General features: G+C 69.3%; 19 protein-coding genes and 1 pseudogene. 10 read left to right on the top strand and 10 right to left on the bottom strand.

Translation table 11 applies throughout. The features are described 5' to 3' along the window. Window positions 1–345: 345 nt before the first annotated feature. Window positions 346–723, top strand: a pseudogene (locus tag LO762_RS33935) (ATP-binding protein); the annotation flags it as partial. A 48-nt stretch (window positions 724–771) separates the two neighbouring features. On the opposite strand, the gene LO762_RS15415 reads toward LO762_RS33935, so the two are convergent. The 5 genes from LO762_RS15415 to LO762_RS15435 all read right to left on the bottom strand — a co-directional run bounded on the left by LO762_RS15415 (window position 772) and on the right by LO762_RS15435 (window position 9,918). Then, on the bottom strand, window positions 772–1,764 hold the full coding sequence (locus LO762_RS15415; RefSeq protein ID WP_230615635.1) for an alpha/beta hydrolase family protein: 993 nt from the start codon (window positions 1,762–1,764) through the stop codon (window positions 772–774). Window position 1,765: 1 nt separating this feature from the next. Next, window positions 1,766–2,776, bottom strand: coding sequence for an alpha/beta hydrolase family protein (locus LO762_RS15420; RefSeq protein ID WP_230615637.1), 1,011 nt, complete (start codon window positions 2,774–2,776; stop codon window positions 1,766–1,768). Next, entirely contained in the window at window positions 2,766–5,285 is a 2,520-nt protein-coding gene (locus LO762_RS15425) for an MMPL family transporter (RefSeq protein WP_230615640.1), read from the bottom strand. The genes LO762_RS15420 and LO762_RS15425 overlap by 11 nt, the downstream gene beginning before the upstream one ends. A 20-nt stretch (window positions 5,286–5,305) precedes the next feature. Next, window positions 5,306–7,087: a fatty acyl-AMP ligase gene (locus LO762_RS15430; RefSeq protein ID WP_230615642.1), complete on the bottom strand. Its 1,782-nt coding sequence runs from the start codon at window positions 7,085–7,087 to the stop codon at window positions 5,306–5,308. 188 nt (window positions 7,088–7,275) lie between these two features. Beyond that, on the bottom strand, window positions 7,276–9,918 hold the full coding sequence (locus tag LO762_RS15435) for a hypothetical protein (RefSeq protein WP_230615644.1): 2,643 nt from the start codon (window positions 9,916–9,918) through the stop codon (window positions 7,276–7,278). A 126-nt stretch (window positions 9,919–10,044) separates the two neighbouring features. Between LO762_RS15435 and LO762_RS15440 the strand changes: the two genes are divergently transcribed. Continuing rightward, window positions 10,045–10,785 carry an IclR family transcriptional regulator gene (locus LO762_RS15440; protein WP_230615646.1) on the top strand — a complete coding sequence of 247 codons (741 nt, stop codon included), beginning with the start codon at window positions 10,045–10,047 and terminating at the stop codon, window positions 10,783–10,785. Between the two features lie 61 nt (window positions 10,786–10,846). Here LO762_RS15440 and LO762_RS15445 read toward each other — a convergent pair whose 3' ends face one another. Further along, window positions 10,847–11,944, bottom strand: coding sequence for a hypothetical protein (locus LO762_RS15445; RefSeq protein WP_230615648.1), 1,098 nt, complete (start codon window positions 11,942–11,944; stop codon window positions 10,847–10,849). Between the two features lie 329 nt (window positions 11,945–12,273). Between LO762_RS15445 and LO762_RS15450 the strand changes: the two genes are divergently transcribed. Beyond that, window positions 12,274–12,975: a hypothetical protein gene (locus LO762_RS15450; protein WP_230615650.1), complete on the top strand. Its 702-nt coding sequence runs from the start codon at window positions 12,274–12,276 to the stop codon at window positions 12,973–12,975. A 62-nt stretch (window positions 12,976–13,037) separates the two neighbouring features. Here LO762_RS15450 and LO762_RS15455 read toward each other — a convergent pair whose 3' ends face one another. Then, window positions 13,038–13,373, bottom strand: coding sequence for a hypothetical protein (locus LO762_RS15455; RefSeq protein ID WP_230615652.1), 336 nt, complete (start codon window positions 13,371–13,373; stop codon window positions 13,038–13,040). A gap of 195 nt (window positions 13,374–13,568) precedes the next feature. Here LO762_RS15455 and LO762_RS15460 point away from each other — a divergent pair, with 195 nt between their 5' ends. The 7 genes from LO762_RS15460 to LO762_RS15490 all read left to right on the top strand — a co-directional run bounded on the left by LO762_RS15460 (window position 13,569) and on the right by LO762_RS15490 (window position 18,569). Then, complete coding sequence (locus LO762_RS15460; protein ID WP_230615654.1) at window positions 13,569–14,423, top strand: helix-turn-helix transcriptional regulator; 855 nt, start codon at window positions 13,569–13,571, stop codon at window positions 14,421–14,423. Further along, the gene (locus tag LO762_RS15465) at window positions 14,420–14,623 is read left to right on the top strand and encodes a DUF397 domain-containing protein (RefSeq protein ID WP_230615656.1); all 204 of its coding nucleotides are present in this window, start codon (window positions 14,420–14,422) and stop codon (window positions 14,621–14,623) included. The genes LO762_RS15460 and LO762_RS15465 overlap by 4 nt, the downstream gene beginning before the upstream one ends. A gap of 168 nt (window positions 14,624–14,791) precedes the next feature. Continuing rightward, window positions 14,792–15,325, top strand: coding sequence for a DUF6879 family protein (locus LO762_RS15470; RefSeq protein ID WP_230615658.1), 534 nt, complete (start codon window positions 14,792–14,794; stop codon window positions 15,323–15,325). A 12-nt stretch (window positions 15,326–15,337) separates the two neighbouring features. After that, the gene (locus tag LO762_RS15475) at window positions 15,338–16,198 is read left to right on the top strand and encodes a helix-turn-helix transcriptional regulator (protein WP_230615660.1); all 861 of its coding nucleotides are present in this window, start codon (window positions 15,338–15,340) and stop codon (window positions 16,196–16,198) included. Window positions 16,199–16,275: 77 nt separating this feature from the next. After that, the gene (locus tag LO762_RS15480; RefSeq protein ID WP_230615662.1) at window positions 16,276–16,488 is read left to right on the top strand and encodes a DUF397 domain-containing protein; all 213 of its coding nucleotides are present in this window, start codon (window positions 16,276–16,278) and stop codon (window positions 16,486–16,488) included. A 106-nt stretch (window positions 16,489–16,594) separates the two neighbouring features. After that, window positions 16,595–17,353: a hypothetical protein gene (locus LO762_RS15485; protein WP_230615664.1), complete on the top strand. Its 759-nt coding sequence runs from the start codon at window positions 16,595–16,597 to the stop codon at window positions 17,351–17,353. A gap of 178 nt (window positions 17,354–17,531) precedes the next feature. Continuing rightward, window positions 17,532–18,569 (top strand): helix-turn-helix transcriptional regulator, encoded by a 1,038-nt coding sequence (locus LO762_RS15490; protein ID WP_230615666.1) that lies wholly within the window; start codon window positions 17,532–17,534, stop codon window positions 18,567–18,569. Window positions 18,570–18,795: 226 nt separating this feature from the next. On the opposite strand, the gene LO762_RS15495 is transcribed toward LO762_RS15490, so the two are convergent. From LO762_RS15495 to LO762_RS15505, 3 genes are all read right to left on the bottom strand, one after another. Beyond that, complete coding sequence (locus LO762_RS15495; protein WP_230615668.1) at window positions 18,796–19,269, bottom strand: hypothetical protein; 474 nt, start codon at window positions 19,267–19,269, stop codon at window positions 18,796–18,798. Beyond that, on the bottom strand, window positions 19,266–19,580 hold the full coding sequence (locus tag LO762_RS15500; protein WP_230615670.1) for a hypothetical protein: 315 nt from the start codon (window positions 19,578–19,580) through the stop codon (window positions 19,266–19,268). The genes LO762_RS15495 and LO762_RS15500 overlap by 4 nt, the downstream gene beginning before the upstream one ends. 263 nt (window positions 19,581–19,843) lie before the next feature. Continuing rightward, entirely contained in the window at window positions 19,844–20,920 is a 1,077-nt protein-coding gene (locus LO762_RS15505; protein ID WP_230615672.1) for a CapA family protein, read from the bottom strand.

The raw sequence follows: 20,920 nt of genomic DNA on the forward strand, positions 1-20,920 counted from the left end.
TTTTTGGGGCTGGGGAACATCCCGGAGGCAAGGTCTGTTGCACAGGGCGTGGCCGATGTGACCGGGTGTCCCCGGGTCCCATCTATCGCCTTCACGGAATACCGTTCGGCTGGAGCCGTGTTGTGCCTTTCGCCGTGAGGCGACCCCGCACGTCGCGCCACACCGCGAGGCCCGTCCGTTGGACGGGTCTCGCGGCTTTTGTCGTGCTGTTCCATGCCCGTTTCGTCGGGACGCCCCGGCCGGGCCGTCCGGGGGCTTGGGGGCGTGTGGGAAGGGAATGACGCCGGAGGCGGGGCGGTTCGACGGTGTGGGCCGCGCGGTACGGCCCCGGGGAGGGGGCCCTGCATGAGTGAGGACGCGGACTTCGGCGAGCGTCTGGGGGTGGTGAAGGTGCCCGGCGAGGTCCGGGCGCCCGGACGGGTTCGGCGGTGGGTGCGCGGGTTGCTGCGGGGCTGGGCCGAGGAGGTGGTGGACGTGGTGGAGCTGCTCACCTCGGAGATCGTGACGAACGCGGTGGAGCACGGCCCGGAGGACGGCGTGGTGGAGGTCACCGTGTGGCGCGGGCAGAAGGGTGTCCGGGTGGAGTGCGCGGACAGCGGCGGCGGTGTCCCCGTCGTCCAGGAGGCGGACGACGGCGACGAGGGCGGCCGCGGCCTGGCTCTGCTGGACGGCCTGTCCCGGGCCTGGGGCAGCCGCACGGACGGCGACGGCACCACCGTCTGGTTCGAGGTGGACGCCTTAGCGCCGCCCCGTGACGGCGGTACCGCGCCGTTACTTCTTGTACTTCTTGCCCTGGATCGCCTTCATCGCCTTCGGCCAGGAGCGTTTCAGCTCGGCCTTCCAGAACGGCCAGGAGTGCCGTCCGCCGGAGTAGATGTGCGACTGGTGTTTGATCTTCAGGGCGGTGAGCCGCTTCTTGAAGTCGTTGGTGCTCATGCCGGTGAAGTACTCGGAGATGAGTCCGGGGTCGCTCGGCAGCAGCATGCCGCTTCCGGAGGAGAAGTACAGGGTGGTGCCGCGCAGGTTGGGCGCGAGCGTCCAGGGGTCGTGTGCCTCCCAGTTCGCCCTGTCCTTCTCCGGGTCGCCGTAGATCCTGTCCGGGTTGCCCTGGTTCGCATTGATCGTGCCGAGCGCTTCGGGCACGCCGGGCGAGAGCAGCGAGAGCAGCGAGCTGTAAGCGGCGGCGAACTTGAACCGGCCGGGGTAGCGGGCGGCGTACGTCATCGCGCCCTGCCCGCCGGACGAGTTCCCGATGACGGCCCTGCGCTTGCCGGTGTGCAGGTTCCGTTCCATCAGCTGGAAGACCTCCGTCATGTGGAAGGTCTCCCACTCGGGCGGCCCGCCCTTGCCGTTGTTGTACCAGTTCGTGTACGAGCCGTTGGCGCCCTCGGGCATCACCACGATGACGTTCCACTTGGCGGCGAGCGTCGCGATCTGGGAGCTGCGCGTCCAGGAGCGGTAGTCGGCCTTGCCTCCGCCGTGCAGGAGGTAGACGACGGGCCATGTCTTCTTGGAGGTGAACTTCCAGCCGCGCGGAAGCAGCAGCCGTACCTTGCGTGTCTTGTTCCCGAGGCCCTTGGAGCGCACGGAGACGTCGAGCCTGCGCTTGTCCTTGGTGACCCACTTGTAGGACGTGATCGCGCTGCCGTTGTCGGCCTTGCGGAACGTGACCTTCGCGGCGGCGGCGGGTGCCGGGGCGAGGGCGAACGCGAGGACGAGCGCGAGGAGGGCGGCGGGGAGGGAGCGACGGTAAGGGGAGCCCATGTCAGTACTTCTTGGCGCCGATCGTCTTCATGATCCGTGGCCAGACCCAGGCCGTCTCGCGCTTCCACGCGGGCCAGTTGTGCGTGCCCTTGGCGTACAGGTGCGCGGTGTAGGGGATGCCCTTCTCCTTGAGCTTGTCCCTGAAGTACTTGACGCTGTGGCCGGTCCACTGCTCGGCGACGAGGCCGATGTCCCACGGCTGGAGGTCCTGCGGGTCGCCGGGTCCGGGCTGGCCCGCGGTGCCGGAGGAGAAGAAGATCTTGGTGCCGCGCAGCCCCTCGACGAGATCGTAGGGGTTGTGCAGCCGCCAGTTCGCGGCGTCGGCGGGGTAGCGGCCCCAGATGGCGTTCGGGTCCTGCCCGTTGCCGGAGTTGATCTGGTAGAGGAACTGCGGGATGAACGGGGCCCTGAGGTGCAGGAGGCCGCTGAGCGAGGCGGCGTACTTGAACTTGCGCGGGTAGCGGGCGGCGTACGTCATGGCGCCCTGCCCGCCGGAGGAGTTGCCCATGACGGCGGCCGTCTTGGACGCGCGGAAGTTGCGCTCCAGCAGCGGGATGACCTCCTTGATGTGGAAGTCCTCCCACTTGGGGGTGCCGTACTTGCCGTAGTTGTACCAGTTCGTATACGAGCCGTTGGCGCCCTCGGGCATCGCCACGATGACGTCGTACTTGGACGCGATGGACGCGATGGACGACTTGCGCGTCCAGGAGCGCCAGTCGTCGTGGCCGCCGTGGTACAGGTACACGATCGGCCAGGTGCGCTTGGAGTTCCGCGACCACTTCTTCGGCAGCAGCAGCCTGACCTTGGGGTTCACTCCCGGCAGCGAGGGCGACCTCACCGTGATGTCGGCCTGCCGCTTGTTCTTGGTCAGGTAGCTGAACTTGGTGATCGTCGCGCCGGTCGGGGCTGGCTTGTACTTGGGCTTGGCCGTCGCGGCGCCGGGCACGAGCCCGACAGCCAGGACGACGGCCCCGACGAGGACGCCTACACGACGCAGGGGTTCACCGCGCATAATCATCCTCCACCTCGCGCCAGTGCCATCCCGGACCGTCCGGGTTGGGCACGATTTCACGTCTCCGTCGCGGCTGTCCACCCTGTCGGGGGGCGCCCACCTTGACCGGTCTGTCCGACCAGGCGAAGCCGCCGCCCTGGAGGGGGACGATGCCGCGCGTGGCCCGGCGGTGACCGCCCCGATGCCGACCCTGACGCGCGTTCTGTCCGTTCAGTGCCGCGGCGGGCGCCGGTGTCACCGGCGACTTACTCGGGCCGCCCTTGCCGCCTTCGCCCGGGATGTCCACGTCGTGGACCTCGCGCAGGTCGATCGCCGCGTGCAGTTTCTTCAGCGGTCCGGGAAGCCACCAGTTGGCGTCGCCGAGGAACCGCATGGTCGCCGGGACGAGCAGCGACCGGACCAGCGTCGCGTCCACCACGATCGCGACGAGCAGGCCGACGCCGAGCTGCTGCACCGTGGTGATCTTCGCCGTCGAGAAGGCCGCGACGACGACGATGAGCAGCACCGCCGCGCTGGTGATGATCCCGCCGGTCTGTTGGAGCCCGCGCGCGACGGCCCGCCGGTTGTCATGGGTGTTGTCCCATTCCTCCCGGATGCGACTGAGGAGGAACACCTCGTAGTCCATCGAGAGCCCGAACACGATGGCCAGCACGAGGATGACGGAGTTGGCGTCCAGCGAGCCGGTCGGGGTGAAGCCGAGCAGTCCCGCGAGGTGGCCGTCCTGGAACGCCCAGACCATCGCGCCGAACGAGGCGCCGATGGACAGGAGGTTCATGATGACCGCCTTGATCGGCAGCAGGATCGAGCCGAACGCCGCGAACAGCAGCAGGAAGATCGCCACCGCGACGAAGATCGCCGTTTTGGGCAGCGAGCGGGCGAGGCTGTCCATGAGGTCCATCTGGACGGCGGTGGACCCGCCGACCACGATGTGGTTGACGGCCTCGGGCCGGTCGGTCGGGTTGTCCAGCGCCCTCAGGTCCCGCACGAGCTGTTTGGTGGCCGGGTCGTTGGCCTCGCCCTCGTAGGTCACCTGCATGCGCACCAGGCCGTCCGAACGGCTCTGGTTGGTGAACTGGGCGGCCGTGACGCCCGGCATCGCGGCGATCCGGTCGCGGAACTTCGCGAGGTTCTCCGGGAACGCGTCCTTGCCCGGTGTGAAGTTCTTCGGCACGAGCGCGCCTTCGAGCAGCACGTCGATCGGGTCGAGGACACCGCCGGAGAAGTCCTTCTGGACGGTCTCCACGACGACCCGGGCGGGCATGCCCTCCGGCAGCGACCTGATGTCGGACAGCCCGAACTCGACGTGCAGGAACGGCGTCACGCCCGCGACGAGCACCGCGCTGACGCCCACGAAGTACAGGAACGGGCGGCGCATGACGCTCTGGCCGAGCCGGTACCAGGTGCCCTGCTCCTCCGGCCGTGGCTTGCGCTTGCGGCGCTTGCGCCACGGCATCTGGCCGAACTCGATGCGCGGCCCGAGGATCGACAGCATGCAGGGCAGGATCACCAGCGACATGATCAGCGCGACCACGATGACCGCGTTGCCCGCGATGCCGATCGACTTCAGGAACATCTGCGGGAACAGCAGCAGGCCCGCCATCGACGCCATGACGGTGACGGCGGAGAACATCACGGTCCGTCCGGCCGTCGCCATGGTGACGCCCATGGCCGTCGGCCCGTCACGCCCCTTGCCCAGTTCCTCCCGGAACCTGTTGATGATGAACAGGGAGTAGTCGATCGCGAGGCCGACCGCGAGCATGGTGACGAGCGACGTCGTCAGGCTGGACACGTCCAGGACGTACGTCGTCGCGCGCATGACGGCGAACGCGCCGAGGATCGAGAAGATCGCCAGGAACACCGGCTGGAGCGCGGCGGCGACGCTGCCGAACACGATGAGGCCGATGATGAGGACCAGCGGCAGCGAGATGATCTCGGCCTTCACCAGGTCGGCCTGCATCTGGTGGAGGAAGTCGTTGCCGATCTGGATCGCGCCGCCGACCTGGACGGTCAGCCCCGGCGCGTCGATGTGCTTCTTGACCTCCTCCAGGTCGGCGACCTTCGCGGCGTCCGCCTTGAGAGGGTCGTCGTCGCCCTGGAGGACGAGCATGACGAGCGTGCTGTACCCGTCATGGGACACGATGTTCTCGCGCCCCTCCTTGGCCTCCTTGGTGCTGCCCTCTATGTGCCAGTAGCTGAAGATCTGCTTGACGTTCGCCTTGGGCAGCCGTCCCACGGTGGTGAGGACGGCGCCCATGAACTCCGGGTCGGTGACCTTGTGCTCCGCGCTGCGGTACACGAGCATCACGTCGGGGTTCGCGCCGCCCCAGACCATCGACGCGGTCCGCGACACGGCCGTCGAGTCGGCCTTCGGGTCCTCAAAACCGCCGTTCTTCAGGACACCTGGGGCGAACACCCCGAGGCCCCAGAAACCCGCGCCGACCGTCATGAGCACGGACAGGAACAGCACCAGCCAGCGGTACCGATGGACGAAGCGTCCCCAGCCGTACATGCGGAGTCTCCTGCCTGGCGCTAGCGCGCGAGCCGGTCGGCGGTCCTGACGAGGTCGCCGCTCAGGTAGCGGTCGCGGTTCGCGGCCCTGGCGACCTTGCCGCTCGACGTCCGGGACAACGATCCGGGCTCGATCAGCACGAACTCGTGGATGTGCATCTCGTGGACCTGGTTGACCTTCGCGCGCACGGCGCGTTCCACTTCGGCGAGGTCGAGCCTGGCGACGGGAAGCCGCCGGTTCCGCTCGGCGACGACGACGAGCCGCTCGGTCTCCGCGCCGGGGATCGCGAACGCGGCGACGTGGTCGGGCCGGATCGCCGCCGAGGCCGCCTCGGTGGTCACCTCGACGTCCTGCGGGTAGTGGTTGCGGCCGTCCACGATGATCAGGTCCTTGATCCGGCCGGTGACGTACAGGTCGCCGGCGTGGACCGCGCCGAAGTCGCCGGTGCGCATCCAGCCGCCGGACGGGATGCCCTGCGCGTCCTCGATGACGGCGTCGAACGTCTCGGCGCTGCGCTCGGTGTTGCCCCAGTAGCCCCGGCCGACGTTCGGGCCGTGCACCCAGATCTCGCCGACGGTGCCGTCCGGTCTCTCCCGGCGCGTCTCCGGGTCCACGATCGCGACGAACTGGCCGGTGGGCGCGCCGCACGACACGAGCGGCTGCGCGTTCTCGGCGTCCGACGGCACGATCCGGCCCTGGGTGAGGGCCTCCCGGTCCACGTTCAGCATCCGGGCGGGCACGTCCGGGTCGGGGTTGGTGACGAAGCTGCCGGACACAAAGACCGTCGCCTCGGCCAGCCCGTACGCGGGCCGCAGCACGCCGGGCCGCAGCCCGACCGGCGCGAACGCCTTCGTGAAGTTCTCGACCGTGGACGGCCGGATCGGCTCGGCCCCGTTCAGGCACACGTTCAGGCCGCTGAGGTCGAGCCCCTCAAGGCTCTTCTCGTTGGCCTGGCCCGACACGTAGTCGTAAGCGAAGTTCGGGCCTGCCGTGTACACGTTCGGGCACTCAGACAGCAGCCGCAGCCACCGGACGGGACGCATCAGGAACGACATCGGATCGGCGAGGATCACGTGGTTGCCGTGCACGAGCGGCAGCGCCAGAGCCGTCACCAGGCCCATGTCGTGGAAGAGCGGGAGCCAACTGACCGCCTCGCACGTCTCGATCTCCGGCGGGTCCCAGGACGTCCACAGTTGGCGGGCGTTCGCGGCGAACGCGCCGTGGGTGATCTCCACCCCTGCGGGCGCGCTGGTGGAGCCCGACGTGTACTGGAGATAAGCGAGGTCGTCCGGGCCGATCTCGGGGAGGACGTAGGAGTCGCCCGCCGCCTCGTCGATCTCGTCCGAGAGGACGATGCCGCGCGGGCGGGGCACGTCGTGCTCGTCCAGGAACTTCTCGACATAGGGGAGCGCGGCCGACGTCGTCACGATCACCGAGGGGGCGGCGTCGGAGTAGGCGCGGATCAGACGGTCGGCGTTGCCCGGCAGGTCCGGCGAGAACAGCGGGACGGCGACGACCTTCGCGGCGAACGCGCCCGACATCGTCACCAGGTAGTCGAGGCTCTGCGGGAGGAGCAGCGCGGCGCGGTCGCCCTCGTCGGCGTGTTCGAGCAGCGCGACGGCGGTGGCCCTGGCCCGTCGCCACACCCGCGCCCAGGACAGCGTGTGCTTGGCGCCGTCCCGGTCGACGGAGTAGTCGACGAACGTGAAGGCCCTGGCGTCCGGCTTGGTCACGGCATGCTCGGCCAGCAGGCCGACCAGGGGCCGTCGATCGAGATCGGGGAGCAGCGAACCCAAGGCCATCAAGGACTCCAGGGGGGCGTGGGTATGACCTCGCGAGGCTACCGGACCGTAAGGTCCGAGGGTCACTAACCGCCACGACGATTCGATTCCCGGCCTTTTGTCAGATGGATGACAAGACGGTGAACCTACCTCGTTGACCTGCGGTTTCTGCCCTTGCTCTCGCTCGGCCCGCCCCTCGCCCCCCTGGCCTACCGCCGCTTCTTCCGGCGCAGAGAGTAACCGTCGTTCACCGTGAGTCGCCTGCGCCAGACGCCGACCGCGATGGTGAACCACAGCAGCACGACCTCGCCGACGACGGCGATCGCCAGCACCGTCAGCCAGGCCGACCGCTCCTCCGTCTCGTCCCACAGGTCGTCCGCCTTGAACGAGAACGCGGCGTGCTCGACCAGCTTCGGCTGCGCCGGCTTCGCCTCGGGCGCCACCTCGGCCTGGGCACTGGCCGGAGCCGCCGCCGGAAGCGACGGCAACGCCGCAGCGGGCACCCCCGCCTGCCCGGCCACCCCGAACTGCGCCTGCCCCGCCACCTCAGGCAGCGCCACCTGCCCCGCCCCGGCCACCGGCACCTGCCCCGGCACCGCCCCGGGCAACTGCCCCGGCACCGTCCCGACCACCGGCACCTGCGGCACCACCGCCGCAGGCAGCGGCACCGCCCCCTGCGGCGCCACGGGCGCCGACACCGCCACGGGCGCCTGCGGCAACGCCACCTGCGGCACCTGGGGCAACTGCGGCAGTTGCGGAAGCTGCGGCAACGCCGGAGGCGCGACCACCGGCGGCTGCGCCACGGCCCGAGGCACCTGCGGCACCTGGCTCACCGCCTGCGGCGCCCGAGGCACCACCACCCGAGGCGTCAACCCCTGCGTCCCCTGCGGCACCGCCGTAGGCACCGACCCGACCTGCGGCAGCGCCACACCGGGCACCCCGCCCCGAATCCCGTCCTGCGCCCCCGAAACATGGGGCCCCTGCGCTCCCGGCTCACCCGGCACCTGCACACCTTCGGCGGCCACGACCGACCCGTTCTGGGCGACCGACGCCCCCGGCGCGTTTCCGGCCCCCGCGACCGACCCGTTCTGCGCGATCGGCCCGCCCGGCACCTGGGTGCCGTCGGCGGCCACGACCGACCCGTTCTGGGCGACCGGCGTCCCCGGCGCGTTTCCGGCGCCAGCGACCGATCCGTTCTGGGTGAGCGACGCGCCCGGCGGCTGGGCGCTCCCGGCGTCGGCGCCGGAGCCGTCCTGCGCGGTCGGCGCGGTCGGCAGTACCGGCACACCGGCCTCGGGTGCCGTTGGTGCGAGGGCGCGCTGGCCCGTGCCGAAGACCGGCGGTTTGCCGGACCGGGCGGGGTCGTCCTGCGCGGCCTCGGGTGCGGTGGGCGACGGGGCGCCCTGGCCCGTGCCGAAGACGGGCGTTCTGTCCTGCCCGGCGGCGGACGGCCGGGCGGGGCCGCCCTGGGCCGTCTCGCCGAAGACCGGGCCGGTGCCGTCGGCCCGCGACGGCGTCGCCTGGCCCGTGTAGTCCGTCTCGTCCTCGAACACCACGCCGTCCAGCGCGAACGCCGGACCCGGCTCCTCGTCCGTGAACTGGCCGCCGCCCGGCCCCGACGCGCCTGACCCGAACTTCGGCGGCGCGACTCCGGGGTCCTGGGCGGCCTTCCCGACCGGCTTGCGCGGCGGCACCCGTCCCTCACCGGCCGTCCTGGGCTTCGAGCGCGGCGCCTGCGCGACCGTGCTCGGCTTCGGCCTCGGGGCCGTGCCCTCGCTCCCGGATGTCCGCCCGTCCTCCCCGGACGGCTTGGGCGTCGGCGTCGGCCTCGGCGCCGGAGCCTGGACCGGGCTCTTGACGGCCGCCGTCGTCGGGCCCTGCGTCGTGGGCTTGGCCTGCGGGGCGGGCGCGGCGGCGACCACCGGCGTCCTGCCCTCCTCGCCCGACGACCGGGGCCTGGGCCGCGTCGGAGCCGGAGCCGGGCTCTTGTCGGCGGCCCCGGTCACGGCCGGGCTCGGCGACTTCGAGGCGGAACCCCACGCGGACGGGTCGTCCCAGATCTTTGCCGGCCGCCCCTCGGGCCCGGACCTCGGCGCCGCCGCACTCGGCGACGGCCTCGGCGTCATCACCTCGTCGTCGTCCTCAACGGCCGGAGCCACCGCGTAGGACGTCGCCGCGTCGCCCAAGGCGTCCTTGCCGCCCGGAACCGCCGGAGCGGACGTCCCGTCGGGAGCCGCCGGAGTGGGCGTCACCGCGTCGCCCGAAGCGTCCAGGTCGGTCTCAGCGTCCGCGTCCAGTTCGGAATCGAGGTCGGCGTCCAAGTCCGCGTCGCCTACCGGTGGCGGCGGAGGTGGCGCGACCGAGGCGTCCGCCGAGCTCGTCTGCGATGAGGACCCCTGGACAGCCGGGTCAGGCCCCACCCCCGGCTCGGCGCTCACCAGCACGCCGGGCGCGTTGGCGGCCGCGACCGTCGCGGTGATCCGGCCGGGCCCGCCGGGCGCCCGCACGCCGAAGCGCGACAGCCGCACGGTGCCCTGGACCTCGCCGGGGCTGCAACTGAGCCCGGTGTCCACGGCCAGGCAGTCGGCCGGGTGGGCCGTCCACCGCGCGTTCGGCGCCGCCGCCGAGACGGCGAGCCGCACGTCGCGCGCCACCCCCTCCGGCACCCTCAGTTCCACCTCGTAGAAGACGGTGTCCCCGGTTCTGGCGACGGCCTCGACCGCCGCGGCGACCTCGACCTTCTCCTCTCCCGAGGGCCGGTCCTTGCCGCTGCTGCTCCAGGCGGCCACCGGCCAGGCCACCAGGCCCGCCGACAGTCCCGCCGCGACCGCAGTGCCGCATGCCCGCCTCACGCCGCCTCCCCGCGTCGTTCGAAGATCACCTGGGGGGCTTCGGGTCTCCTGCCCCGCGCCGCCGCCCGTCTAACCCCGCCCGCCCTCTTTCACGAAGCGAAAACCGGTTTCCGTACACTGGCGGCCATGAGTGTGCGTTCGCTGGAGCGGGCCTTCGAGCTGCTGGAACATCTGGCGGACGCGGGCGGTCAGCTCGCCCTGACGGAGCTGACCGAGCGGTCCGGGCTGCCCATGCCCACCGCGTACCGGCTGCTCCAGACGCTCGTCGCGCAGGGGTACGTCAGGCAGGGGCCGTCCCGCAGGTACGCGCTCGGGCCCCGGCTGATCCGGCTCGGTGACAGCGCGTCCCGGCTGCTGGGCACGTGGGCCCGGCCCGTCCTCGCCGGACTCGTGGACGAACTGGGCGAGACCGCCAACATGGCAGTCCTCGAAGGCGACGAGGTCGTGTACGTCGCGCAGGTGCCGTCGCGGCATTCGATGCGGATGTTCACCGAGGTCGGGCGGCGGGTCCTGCCGCACTGCACGGGCGTCGGCAAGGCGCTGCTCGCCCAGTTGCCGGAGGCGACGGCCCGGGAGGTCGTCGGCCGCACCGGGATGCCCGCCCGCACCCCCCGCACCTTCACCGACCCGGACGCCCTCATGGCCGAGCTCGCCGAGATCCGGGCGCGCGGCTACGCCGTCGACGACGAGGAACAGGAACTCGGCGTCCGCTGCGTCGCGATGCCTCTGCCGCAGACCCCTGCGCTCGCCGCCTTCTCCGTCTCCGGGCCGAGCGGAAGGATGACCCCCGAAGCCGTCGAGAAGGTCATCCCGGTGATGCGCCGCGCCGCCGCCGCGTTCGCCGCCGACCTCGCCGCCCAGGGCTGACCGGAACGCGGAAGGCCGCGCCGTCCCGGTGGGGACAACGCGGCCTCCGCGCGCGTAAGGACTAGCCCAGAGGGTTGGTGGGCAGTCCGATCTGGCCCGCCTCCATCGAGGTGAGCCCCGGCAGGCCGGGCAGGCCGCCCAGCTTGCCGCCCGCGCCACCCGGGTTCACCGACTTGGCGGCCGCGCCGATGCCGGTCAGGCTGCCCAGCACCGCCTTCATCAGCGGGTTGTTCGGCCCGAGCAGCATCGAGGCGGGGGTGCCGAGCGCGACGGGGTCGCCGTCGGCCCGCAGCGCCGAGGCCGGGACGGGCGACGACAGGTCGGCGTCCCGGTCGGGGAGCCGTCCGCCCGCGGTGCGGCCGAGCGGCGACAGGGTGCCGGTGAGCTGGCCGAGGATGTCCTTGTTCGTCCCGGATCCGGTGACCTGGCCGATGAGGTCGCCGCCACCCTTCACCGGGACACCGCCCTTGATCGCGGGCTTGGGCTTGCCGCCGCCACCGCCGCCGCCGGTGGCGCCGCCGAGCAGGTCGCCGAGCGGGTTCTTGCCGCCGAGCACCCCGTTGAGGAGGCTGCCGACCGGGTCGGCGGGCGCGGGCACCCGGGCCGCCGAGCAGCGCGAGACGGCGAAGTCGGTGGCCTGGCCGCCCGCGTCCACGTGCCGCAGGCCGACGACCTCGCCGCCGAGCGCGTCGGCCGTCTGGTGGTTGAGGATCGCGTAGGCGCCGTTCTTCAACGGGATCCGGGTGCCCGCGGCGGGCGTCTCGGGCAGCCGTCGCCCGGCCGCCGTCCCGTGCACGACGGCGCCGCCCGTCAGCGTCCCGTCCGGCGCGGCGGCGCAGCGGCTGCCGAGGTTGGTGAGGTTGAGCGCGTCGGGCTTGGCGGACACGCCGGACAGCAGCGCCGTCACCTGCTGCGTGCTGTTGCTGAGCTGCTGCACCACCGCGAGGCCCCGGGCGACGTCCATGCCCTCCTTGCGGACCTCGACGCCCTCGACGAGCTGGACGACGGGCCGTGCCTGGTTCGCGACGAGCCCGGTGCCCTGCGCGAGGATCGCGGCGGGCTCCAACTCGCGTTCCGCGGCCGTGGCCGGCGCGCCCACAAGGGCGAGCACCGGCGCGAACGCACTGGCACAGACCAGGGCCTTCGTCGAGTTCTTCATTTCCCCATCCCCCTGCGGACTCGTGAGACCGCCCCTTTCGACGGCACCGTCGGGCGAGGACGTTAGTACAGGTCAGCGGGTCGGGAAAGGGAAACCACGCGTTCCTTGAACAGGAAGTGAAGCGTTTCAGAATTCCCCGGGAAACGGATTTCCGGTGTTTTCCCCCAGCCCTTTCCACGGCCATTTCCGGGGATGTCGGGCGGCGGCGGCCGGTGCCGGAGCCCCGTGGGGGGTGGCGCCGGAGGGCCTGGGGAGGCCAAGCTCTTACCTATCCTTGAGCGGGGGCATGCCCGACCATGACCCGTGACGATCCCCGGAGGACCAGGCAAGTGGCTACCAAGAGCAAGGCGGGCGGCAGCGCGAAGGAACGCGTCGCCGCGATGCGCGCCGCCGAGAAGCGGCGGGAGCGCGTCCGCTGGATCATCACCTTCGCGGTGGTGCTCGTCATCGTCGGCGCCCTCGGCGGCGGGGCCTTCTGGGCGATCAACAAGGACCAGAAGGAGCAGGAGGCGCGGGCCGCCAAGGCCAACCAGGCGCGGGTCGAGGCGGGCCCGCCGTGGGCGCTGCCCGCCGACCCGGTGAAGCGCGCCAAGGAACTCGGCCTCGACGTGAAGCTCGGCATGGAGGGCCAGGCCCGGCACGTGCACGCGCACCTGTCGCTGTTCGTCAACGGCGAGCAGGTCCAGATCCCGGCGAACCTCGGCATCGACGCCGCGGGCAACATCGCCGAACTCCACACGCACGACACCCGCGGTGTTCTGCACGTCGAGTCGTTCAGCCCCGACAAGGTCTTCACCCTCCAGCAGGTCTTCGACATCTGGGAGATCCCCCTCTCCAAGACCCAGATCGGCCAGTTCAAGACCGACGCCACCCACACCCTCAAGTTCTACGTGGACGGCAAGGAAGTCACCGACGACCCGTCCAAGATCACCCTCGAAGCCCACCGGGAGATCGGCATCGTCTTCGGCGACGAAACCGCCAACAGCAAGGTCGAAGTCCCCGCCAAGTTCGAATTCGAAGAAGGCGAATAGCCCTTACTTCTTTTCGGGCCCGGCCGCTCTCGGAGCGGCCGGGCCCTGCCCGTCCCAGCGGGCTAGGCGGCGCGGTGCCCGGAGGCTTTGAGAAGCCGGTCGAGCGCGTCCCGCATCTCCACGACCTGCGCGGGCGTCAACATGGCGGGCCCCCTCTCCGGAAGCCCCCAGTAGGGGGTCTCGATCGTGAGGCTGAACGCGTCGTCCCCCGAGTCCCCGACGACGCATTCGAGCACCACCTCAAGCGACCCGCCCCCGGGCGACCCGGCCGACAACCCGGCCACCGGCCCGAAGTGCGGCTCGTCGGCGGGGTGCGGCTCCCCACACCAGGACGGACACCCGGACGCCAACTCAACCGACGACTCGAACTCCTCGAAGGACGGCGGAACGGTGGACATGGCATCTTTCCTCTCGGATCAGCGCCGACCGGCCCTCAGAACCGGACGACGGAAGGTTTCATACCGCGATTTGCGCGATTTCTGAGACCAGCCTCTACGAGCCCGGATACGGTCGGCAATGAACTGGTGACACCTCCGGCTGCCCCCGCAGTGACGATCCATCACCCACGGGCCGCCGAATATCACCCACCCGCCATGGTTGATACGGAGGCCGACCCTCTGATGCCTCGCCACAACAGCAGGAAACCCGGCTCGCTCCGCGCCTACTTCGGCGCGAAGCTCCGCAGACAGCGTGAGGCGCGCCGGTTCTCCCTCGAACGCCTCGCAGAAGAAATGGGCTACTCAGCCCAATGGCTCCACAAGATGGAGGCAACGGACAAATCCATCTCGGAGAAGTTCGCCGAAGACTGCGCCACCTACTTCAAGGACCCCGAGTTCATCGAACTCCGCGAGGACATCATCCGAGCCGGAAGACTTGTCAACTTCTCCCAAGGATTCTCGGAGTACCTTGTCCGGGAGGAAGTCGCCGCATCGGTCCGGGAGTTCTCACCCCAGGTCATTCCCGGCCTACTGCAAACCGAGAACTACGCCCGTGCCTTGATGGTGGCCGCAGGTCATACTCCTGACGTCCTGGAGGAACGCATCGCGACCCGTGTGGATCGCCAGCGCATCCTCACCAAGGTCCCGTACACCGAGTTCCAGTTCATCATCCACGAGGCTGCGCTGATCACCCCGGTGGGCGGTTCCCAAGTCATGCGGGAACAGATCGAACAGATCATCGAAATCGCCGACAGGCCCAACGTCCGGATCTGGGTACTACCCTTTTCCTCGGTGACTTACGCGGCACTTGACGGCATATTCGCCCTCCTGGGGTTCGAGGATGGCTCAGGGCTCATGTACGTCGAACCGCCTGAGCTATCTCAGGTAATAGAAGATCCAGAAATAGTCGCACGAGGCGATACACGATTCGGAATCCTTGCAGGCGAGGCGCTACCGCACGCAGCGTCCCTCGACCTGATCAAGAAACACCTGAAGGAGTACCTACAATGAAGCTGGATGTGTCCACAGCCCAGTGGCGCAAAAGCAGTCACAGCAGCGGCCAGGGCGAACTGTGCGTCGAGGTAGCCCCCCTCCCCACAGTCATCGCCATCCGTGACTCCAAGCACCCCAACGGCCACGTCCACGCCTTCCCCCGCGCCGCCTTCCGCGCCCTCACCCAGTCCCTCCGCTCCCCCCACCCCACCCCCTGACCCCAGCCCCGCCCCACCCAGCCCTCGCCAACCGCGAGGGCTGCCCCCATGGGCGGCCCCGGTCTTGACGGATGGCGGCGGTCGATTCACTGAAGCCCGATGAGGGGCATCTCTGGTTCCCCGACGACCTGATGGAGGAGTTCGTCCGGCGGTACGCGAAGGAGCGCTATGGAGTCGATCTCGGCTGACGACCGCGACGAGCTGCTCAGGACGTTCAGGGAAGAGGCCCTCCACCTGGAACTGCGCGACGTCTACGCCACGAACGGCGGCGAGGTCGACAAGTTCGCCGCCTGGAAGGCCGGTGAACCGTGGGACGAGGCCGATTACCGTGCCTGGATGAGGCCCTGGTGCGACAGGATCCGCGCGGACACGGCCAACGGAAAGACCTACCGCACCGCAAAGGTGGTCTCCGAACCGCTCTCGGATTACCACCGCTGGGGATATCCGCTGGCCGGAATGCTGCACGAGGCCGGGCAACAGGTGCGGTTCGTCCCGCGACGCCTCCTGTCCGCCGTCGCCCTGCCGGGAAACGACTTCTGGCTACTCGACCGGACAACCGCCACCTTCAACGTCTTCTCACCCGAACACGAGGTATGTGACCGGCAACTCTCCACCGACCCCGACGTCATCGAGTTCTGCCTCACCTCTTTTGAGGCCGTCTGGAAACTCGGCGTCCCACAGCCCGAGTACCACCCGGACTGAGCACGATCCACTGTGTCCACCCGTGCGGCCGAGGCCAAGAAGGACTTCGGGCAACGCCTCAGGAACCTCCGGATTCAGGCCGGGCTGACGGGGCTGGAGCTGAGCGGCCGAACCGGGCTGTCCAACTCCAAGATCTCCAGAATCGAAAGCGGCACCTACGGCATCAGGAACTCGGAGATCGAGGCGTGGTGCCGTGCCTGCGGCGCCGAAGACCAGATCGACGACCTGAAGAACGCTCGGCTGGAGGTCGAGCGGATGTGGGTGGAGTGGCGCGAGGAGCTTCGAGCTGGCCAAAGGCTTCTCCACCAGCGCGAGGACCGTCTTTACGACGGGACGAAGCTACTCGCCGTCTACGAGTCGAAATGCGTCCCCGGCATCCTGCAGACCCACGACTACGTCTACGCGCTGTTCCGGACAGCCGAGGCCATGTACGGGCTTCCCGAGAGCGAGGCCAGGGCCGCCGCCGAGGCCCGTTTGCCAAAACAGAGGCTCGTGACATCGGGCTCGTCACGGAACACCTACCACTTCGTCATCGAGTCCTGGGTCCTCGACCTCACTTTCGGCGCCCCCGAGGTCCTCGCCGAACAGCTCACGTTCCTTCTCGGCGTCACCACGCTGCCCAACGTCGCACTCGGCGTCATCCCCGCCGGACCCCCGCGAACCGTGCCACCGGGAGAGCCCTTCTACCTTTTCGACGGCCTGATGGTCCGCTCGCCCATGTGGTCCGGCGGCTTCAGAACCAGCCGCCCCGAAGAACTGAACACCTTCAAAAAAGCCTTCACCCTCCTCTCCGACATGGCCGTCTACGGAGACGCCGCGCGAGCCCTGATCGAAGCCGCGCGAGCCCGAGCACAAACAAGTGAAAACCCATAGGAGCGTCCGCCGCCCCTCGCCTACTTTCGGTCCTAAGGCCGCGCGAACCCGCGCGGGAAGGCTTCTGAGGAGGAGCCATGAAGGACGACCTGTACGGAATCGACATCAGCGGGGCGGCGTGGACGACGCCGTGTGCCGGAAACGTCGGAACCGAGAGCGACGAGGAGGAGAGCTGCATGGAGTTCACCCGCTTCCCCGGCGGCATCGCCATCCGCGACTCCAAGCAGCCGGGCATGACCCCGATGCGCTTCAGCGACGCCGAGCTGAGCGCGTTCCTCGGTTCCGTCTGACCCGTATTCGTTCTCGACCTCTGGCAGGCTCAGCGATATGACGAAGGTTCGGTGGCAGGGGCTGCCTCGCGAGGTTCGGGACGCCGTTCAGCGGGAGGTGGGTGACGTGACGGAGGTGGAGGCGGTCTCGGAGGGGCTGAACTCCGACCTCACCGTCACGGTGGAGGCCGGGGTCGGCAGGCTGTTCGTCAAAGGCGCGAAGCTCGACGACGACCTCAAGGCCAGGCAACTGCGGCGGGAGATCGTGATCAACCAGCACGTCACCCACCTCTCACCAGAGATCCGGCTTCAGGTAGAAGAAGCCGGATGGCTGATCGTCGGGTTCGACCACGTCGAAGGACGGCGGGCCGACTACTCACCGCTCTCACCGGACATCCCCCTCGTGCTCGACCTGCTGGACAGACTCAGCGAAACCCCCTGCCCCACGATCCCGCTTCGGGAGATGGACCTTTCGGCCCATGCCCGGCCGGAGGACGCGCATCGGTTCGGCGGCGGGGCGCTGGCGCACACCGACCTCAACCCCGGCAACGTCCGCGTCGCGCCGGACGGCCGCGCCTATCTGCTCGACTGGGCGCGCTACAAACGCGGCGCGCCGTGGTGGGACGCGACGGCCTTCGCGCAGTGCCTCATGACCTGCGGACACACCCCTTACGACGCGGAAAGCATCCTGGCCGAGCTCCCCGTCTGGAAAACCCTCGGGCTGGGCGACCTTGACGCGGTCGCCCATTACCAGAGCACCGCCCGCTCGAAATGGAAACCGAGACTCGACGCCTGGACCAACGCCTCCGTCGCCGCCGCCCGCCGCTGGCACGACCACCACCTCACCCAAAACCCAGAACCCCCCACCCGAACACGACACTTCTGACATGGCCGTGCCCGGCCATGCCGGTTTGCGGGACGGCGACGCTCGGCACACTCCATGCATAGCCCTGCATTCGGCTGACCTGGGAGGTCGTTGTGGCTCTCACGTTCATCGGGACGGACCCCGACAGCGGTCAAGGGCACTCGCCCACGTGCTCCGGATTCCTGCGAGGATGATCCCGGTGCTGCGTCGGGCGATCGAGGAGCTGGAATGCGGCGAGGAGGTCCGCTGGCTGTCCCGCGACCAGGCGACCGATCTGCGGCTGCCCGGGAACGACCTGTGGATGGTCGACTCGCGGCAGATCATGTTCAACGTGTTCGACGGCGACGGACGGCCGAAGGCATCCCAGATCAGCGACGACCCCGCGCCCCGTCCATCGCCGAACTCCGGGGTGCAGCAGGCCCGTCAGGCTCTGGCCGATCGGCTTCGTGACCTGCGTGTCCGGGCGGGCCTCACCGCCACCGGCCTGGCCCGAGCGGCCGGCTGGCATCAGACCAAGGTGTCGAAGCTGGAACACACCATCACGTCGCCCTCCGTCGAGGACCTCCGCGTGTGGTGTCGGCTGTGCGACGCCGAGGACGAGGTCGAGGATCTGACAGCGGTCGCCCTGACCGTGTCGTCGGCCTACGCGGACTGGAAGCGTAGACAGCGCAACGGGCTACGCCAGGTTCAGGAGTCCTATCTCCCGTTGTGGGAGCGGACCACACGCTTCCGCCTCTACGAACCCGCCATCGTGCCCGGACTGTTCCAGGCGCCCGCGTACGCCGAGGCCGTCCTGCGATCGGTGATCTCTTTCAACCGCATCCCTGACGACCTGGACGAGGCGGTTGAAGCGCGGATGTATCGCCGCAAGGTCCTGGAAGACCGGCACAGAACCTTCGCCGTCATCATCGAGGAACAGGCTCTGCGCACCCGCTACGGCGGAGCGGCGGCGATGGCGACGCAGCTGAGTCACCTCCTGACAGTGATGACCCGCCCGAACGTCTCACTCGGTGTCATCCCCTCAGCCGCTCCCCGCGACGCGATATGGCCGCTCAACGGTTTTTGGATCTACGACGCCGAGCGCGTCATCACCGAACTGCTGACCGCCGAGGTGACGATCACCCAACCCTCGGAGATAGCCGTCTACGAACGAGCCTTCGCCGTCCTCACCGCCTCCGCCGTCCACGGCACCCAGGCCCGCGCCCTGATCCAGGCCGCACTCCAAGACCTCCGCTGATGTTCCTGCATATCTCTGCATAACGCTGTCCCATCACCACGCACAAACCCGAAGCTGACGTAGACGGTTACCCCCTTCCTCCCCAAGGAGAAGGCCATGAAGGACGACCTGTACGGAATCGACATCAGCGGGGCTGCGTGGACCACGCCGTGCGCCGGAAACGCCGGTGGCGACGCCCCCGAGACTTGCATCGAGTTCACCCGAATGGGGCTGGGAGTGGGGTGGGTCAGGCTTCGGCGAAGTCGGAGTGGACGGTTTCGACGGCGGCTACGGCGCCTCGGAACGCCTCGCGGGGGGTTGCCGTCGCCTTCAGTAGGTCGCCCAGGAAACCGACCGCGGTTTTGAGGAGGTCGTCGCCGACGTCCACGGGGGCCCACTTGTCGATCAGCAGATCGCTTGCCAGCGCCAGTACCGCCTTCTGGTGGCGGAACAGGGCGTCCACGTAGTCCTTGAGTTCTTCGGCCGAGCCGAAGGTGACATCGGCGGCGGCATCCGCCTCGGCGGGCGACAGGACACGGTACGCCCACACCGTCGTGCGGGCCGACGCCACGTCGATCGAGGTGAACAGCACGACCTGACCCCCCAGCCGGAACGTGCCGACCTGCGGAACCTCGTACTCCTGCCACACCTCAAGATCACCCGAACCGGCCCGAGGAGCCCACGGCAACCGACCACGCTGCACCATCTCGTCATGATTCACGCCGCTGCACCTCCTCTCTCGCCATCTCCAGTGAAACACGCCCCGAACCGCTCTGACACCGCAGGGGGCCAGGGAACCTCAAACTCGTCGAACGGCCTGACCGCGGGGAAGACCACAGAGACGTGTGGACTGTCCTTGATCTTTCCCGTCGTGTGGACCACGGCGAAGCCCGCCTCGCGCAGCCTGCCAGCGGTCGTCACCCTGAGCGCGACGCTCGCCAGCTTCTTGGGCGTTGGCGACTCCCCTCGAAGAACGTACCTGCTGGCGGTCTCGGGAGTCCAATGATTACCAATCAGCAGGGATACGGCCAACTCCCGATCAATACGCGGCTGGTTGCGGAAGGCATCCGATCTCCAGGCGTGTTGGGTGAGGGGTGTTTTGTCGGCTATGCAGAATTCGGGTGGGGGGCCGCAGCGGCAGGCGGCACGGCGTACGTGTGATGTACCCGGCATGCGGCGACTTTAACAGGGTTTGGCGAAAAACAAATTCGTCAGCACAGTGCGACCCGAACAATTGTCGGCTTTGTCGTTAAAGTCGCAAAAAAATCTGGGGTGTTGCGTAAATCGTGTGGGTCTCAGGCGTTGGGGGTGGGGGTGAGGGTGGTGCAGGAGCGGAGGGACTGCCAGCGGGTGAGTTCGGTTTTGGCGGCGGGGCCCTGGAGGAGGGTGGGGAGGCCGGAGGAGATTCGGGCGGGTTTCCAGGTGGATTTTAGGATTTTGCGGCCTTTGGTTTTGAGGACCAGGACGCCGGAGTTGGCGGTTTGGCCGTTGGCGGAGCTGAAGATGAAGTTGCCCAGGCCGTAGTGGACGTAGCGGCCCTTGAGGTAGCCGCCGGCCTGGGGGACGTGGGCGTGGCCGCCCACGATGACGTCGGCGCCGGCCTTGATGAGTTGGTTGGCCAACTCCTCTTGGCGGGGCAAGGGGCAGGTGGCCAGTTCCTGGCCCCAGTGGAGGTAGACGACGACCAGGTCGGAGCCCTTGCGGGCGGCCTTGACGGCCTGGACCATGCGGGCGACCTCCTTGGCGGAGGCCAGGCCGCCCTGGGTGTCGGTGGCCGTCCAGGCGGGGATGAGGTGGTCGTCCAGGACCTGGGTGGCGCCGAGGACGGCGAGTTTGTTGCCCTTGATCTCGACGCGGTGGGGGGCGTACGCCTCGTCGGCGTCCTTGCCGATGCCGAGTGTGGGGAACTTCGACTTCTTGATGGCCTTGAGGGAGTCGGCCAGGCCCGTCTCCATGTAGTCCATGCCGTGGTTGTTGGCCATGCTGACGGCGTCCACACCGGCCGCGCGCAGCGCCCGGAACACGGTGGGCGCGACCCGGAAGGTGAACTGCTTGCCCGGAGCGGGGGTGCCGCCCTCGGTGATGGCCGTCTCCAGGTTGATCATCGCGAAGTCGGCCTTGCGCAGGGTCCGCGCGATGGGCCCGAACGCCGTCTTCGGCTGGTTCAAGCGCGCGCGCAGGTAGTCCTCGAAGTGGACGTCGCCGCCGAACGCCAGGGTGATGGGCTCCTTCACCGGCTTGGGCGGCGCCGAGGACTCCTTGACGGGCGGCGGCGACGTCTCCCCGACGGCCGCCCCGTTGTCCTCGCCGCTGCTGCACCCGGCCGCGGCGAGCGCCAGGGAGACGCAGACCGCCATCATCTTTCCCCGCAT

The sequence above is a fragment of the Actinocorallia sp. API 0066 genome (genome assembly GCF_020991275.1).
Taxonomy (GTDB): domain Bacteria; phylum Actinomycetota; class Actinomycetes; order Streptosporangiales; family Streptosporangiaceae; genus Actinocorallia.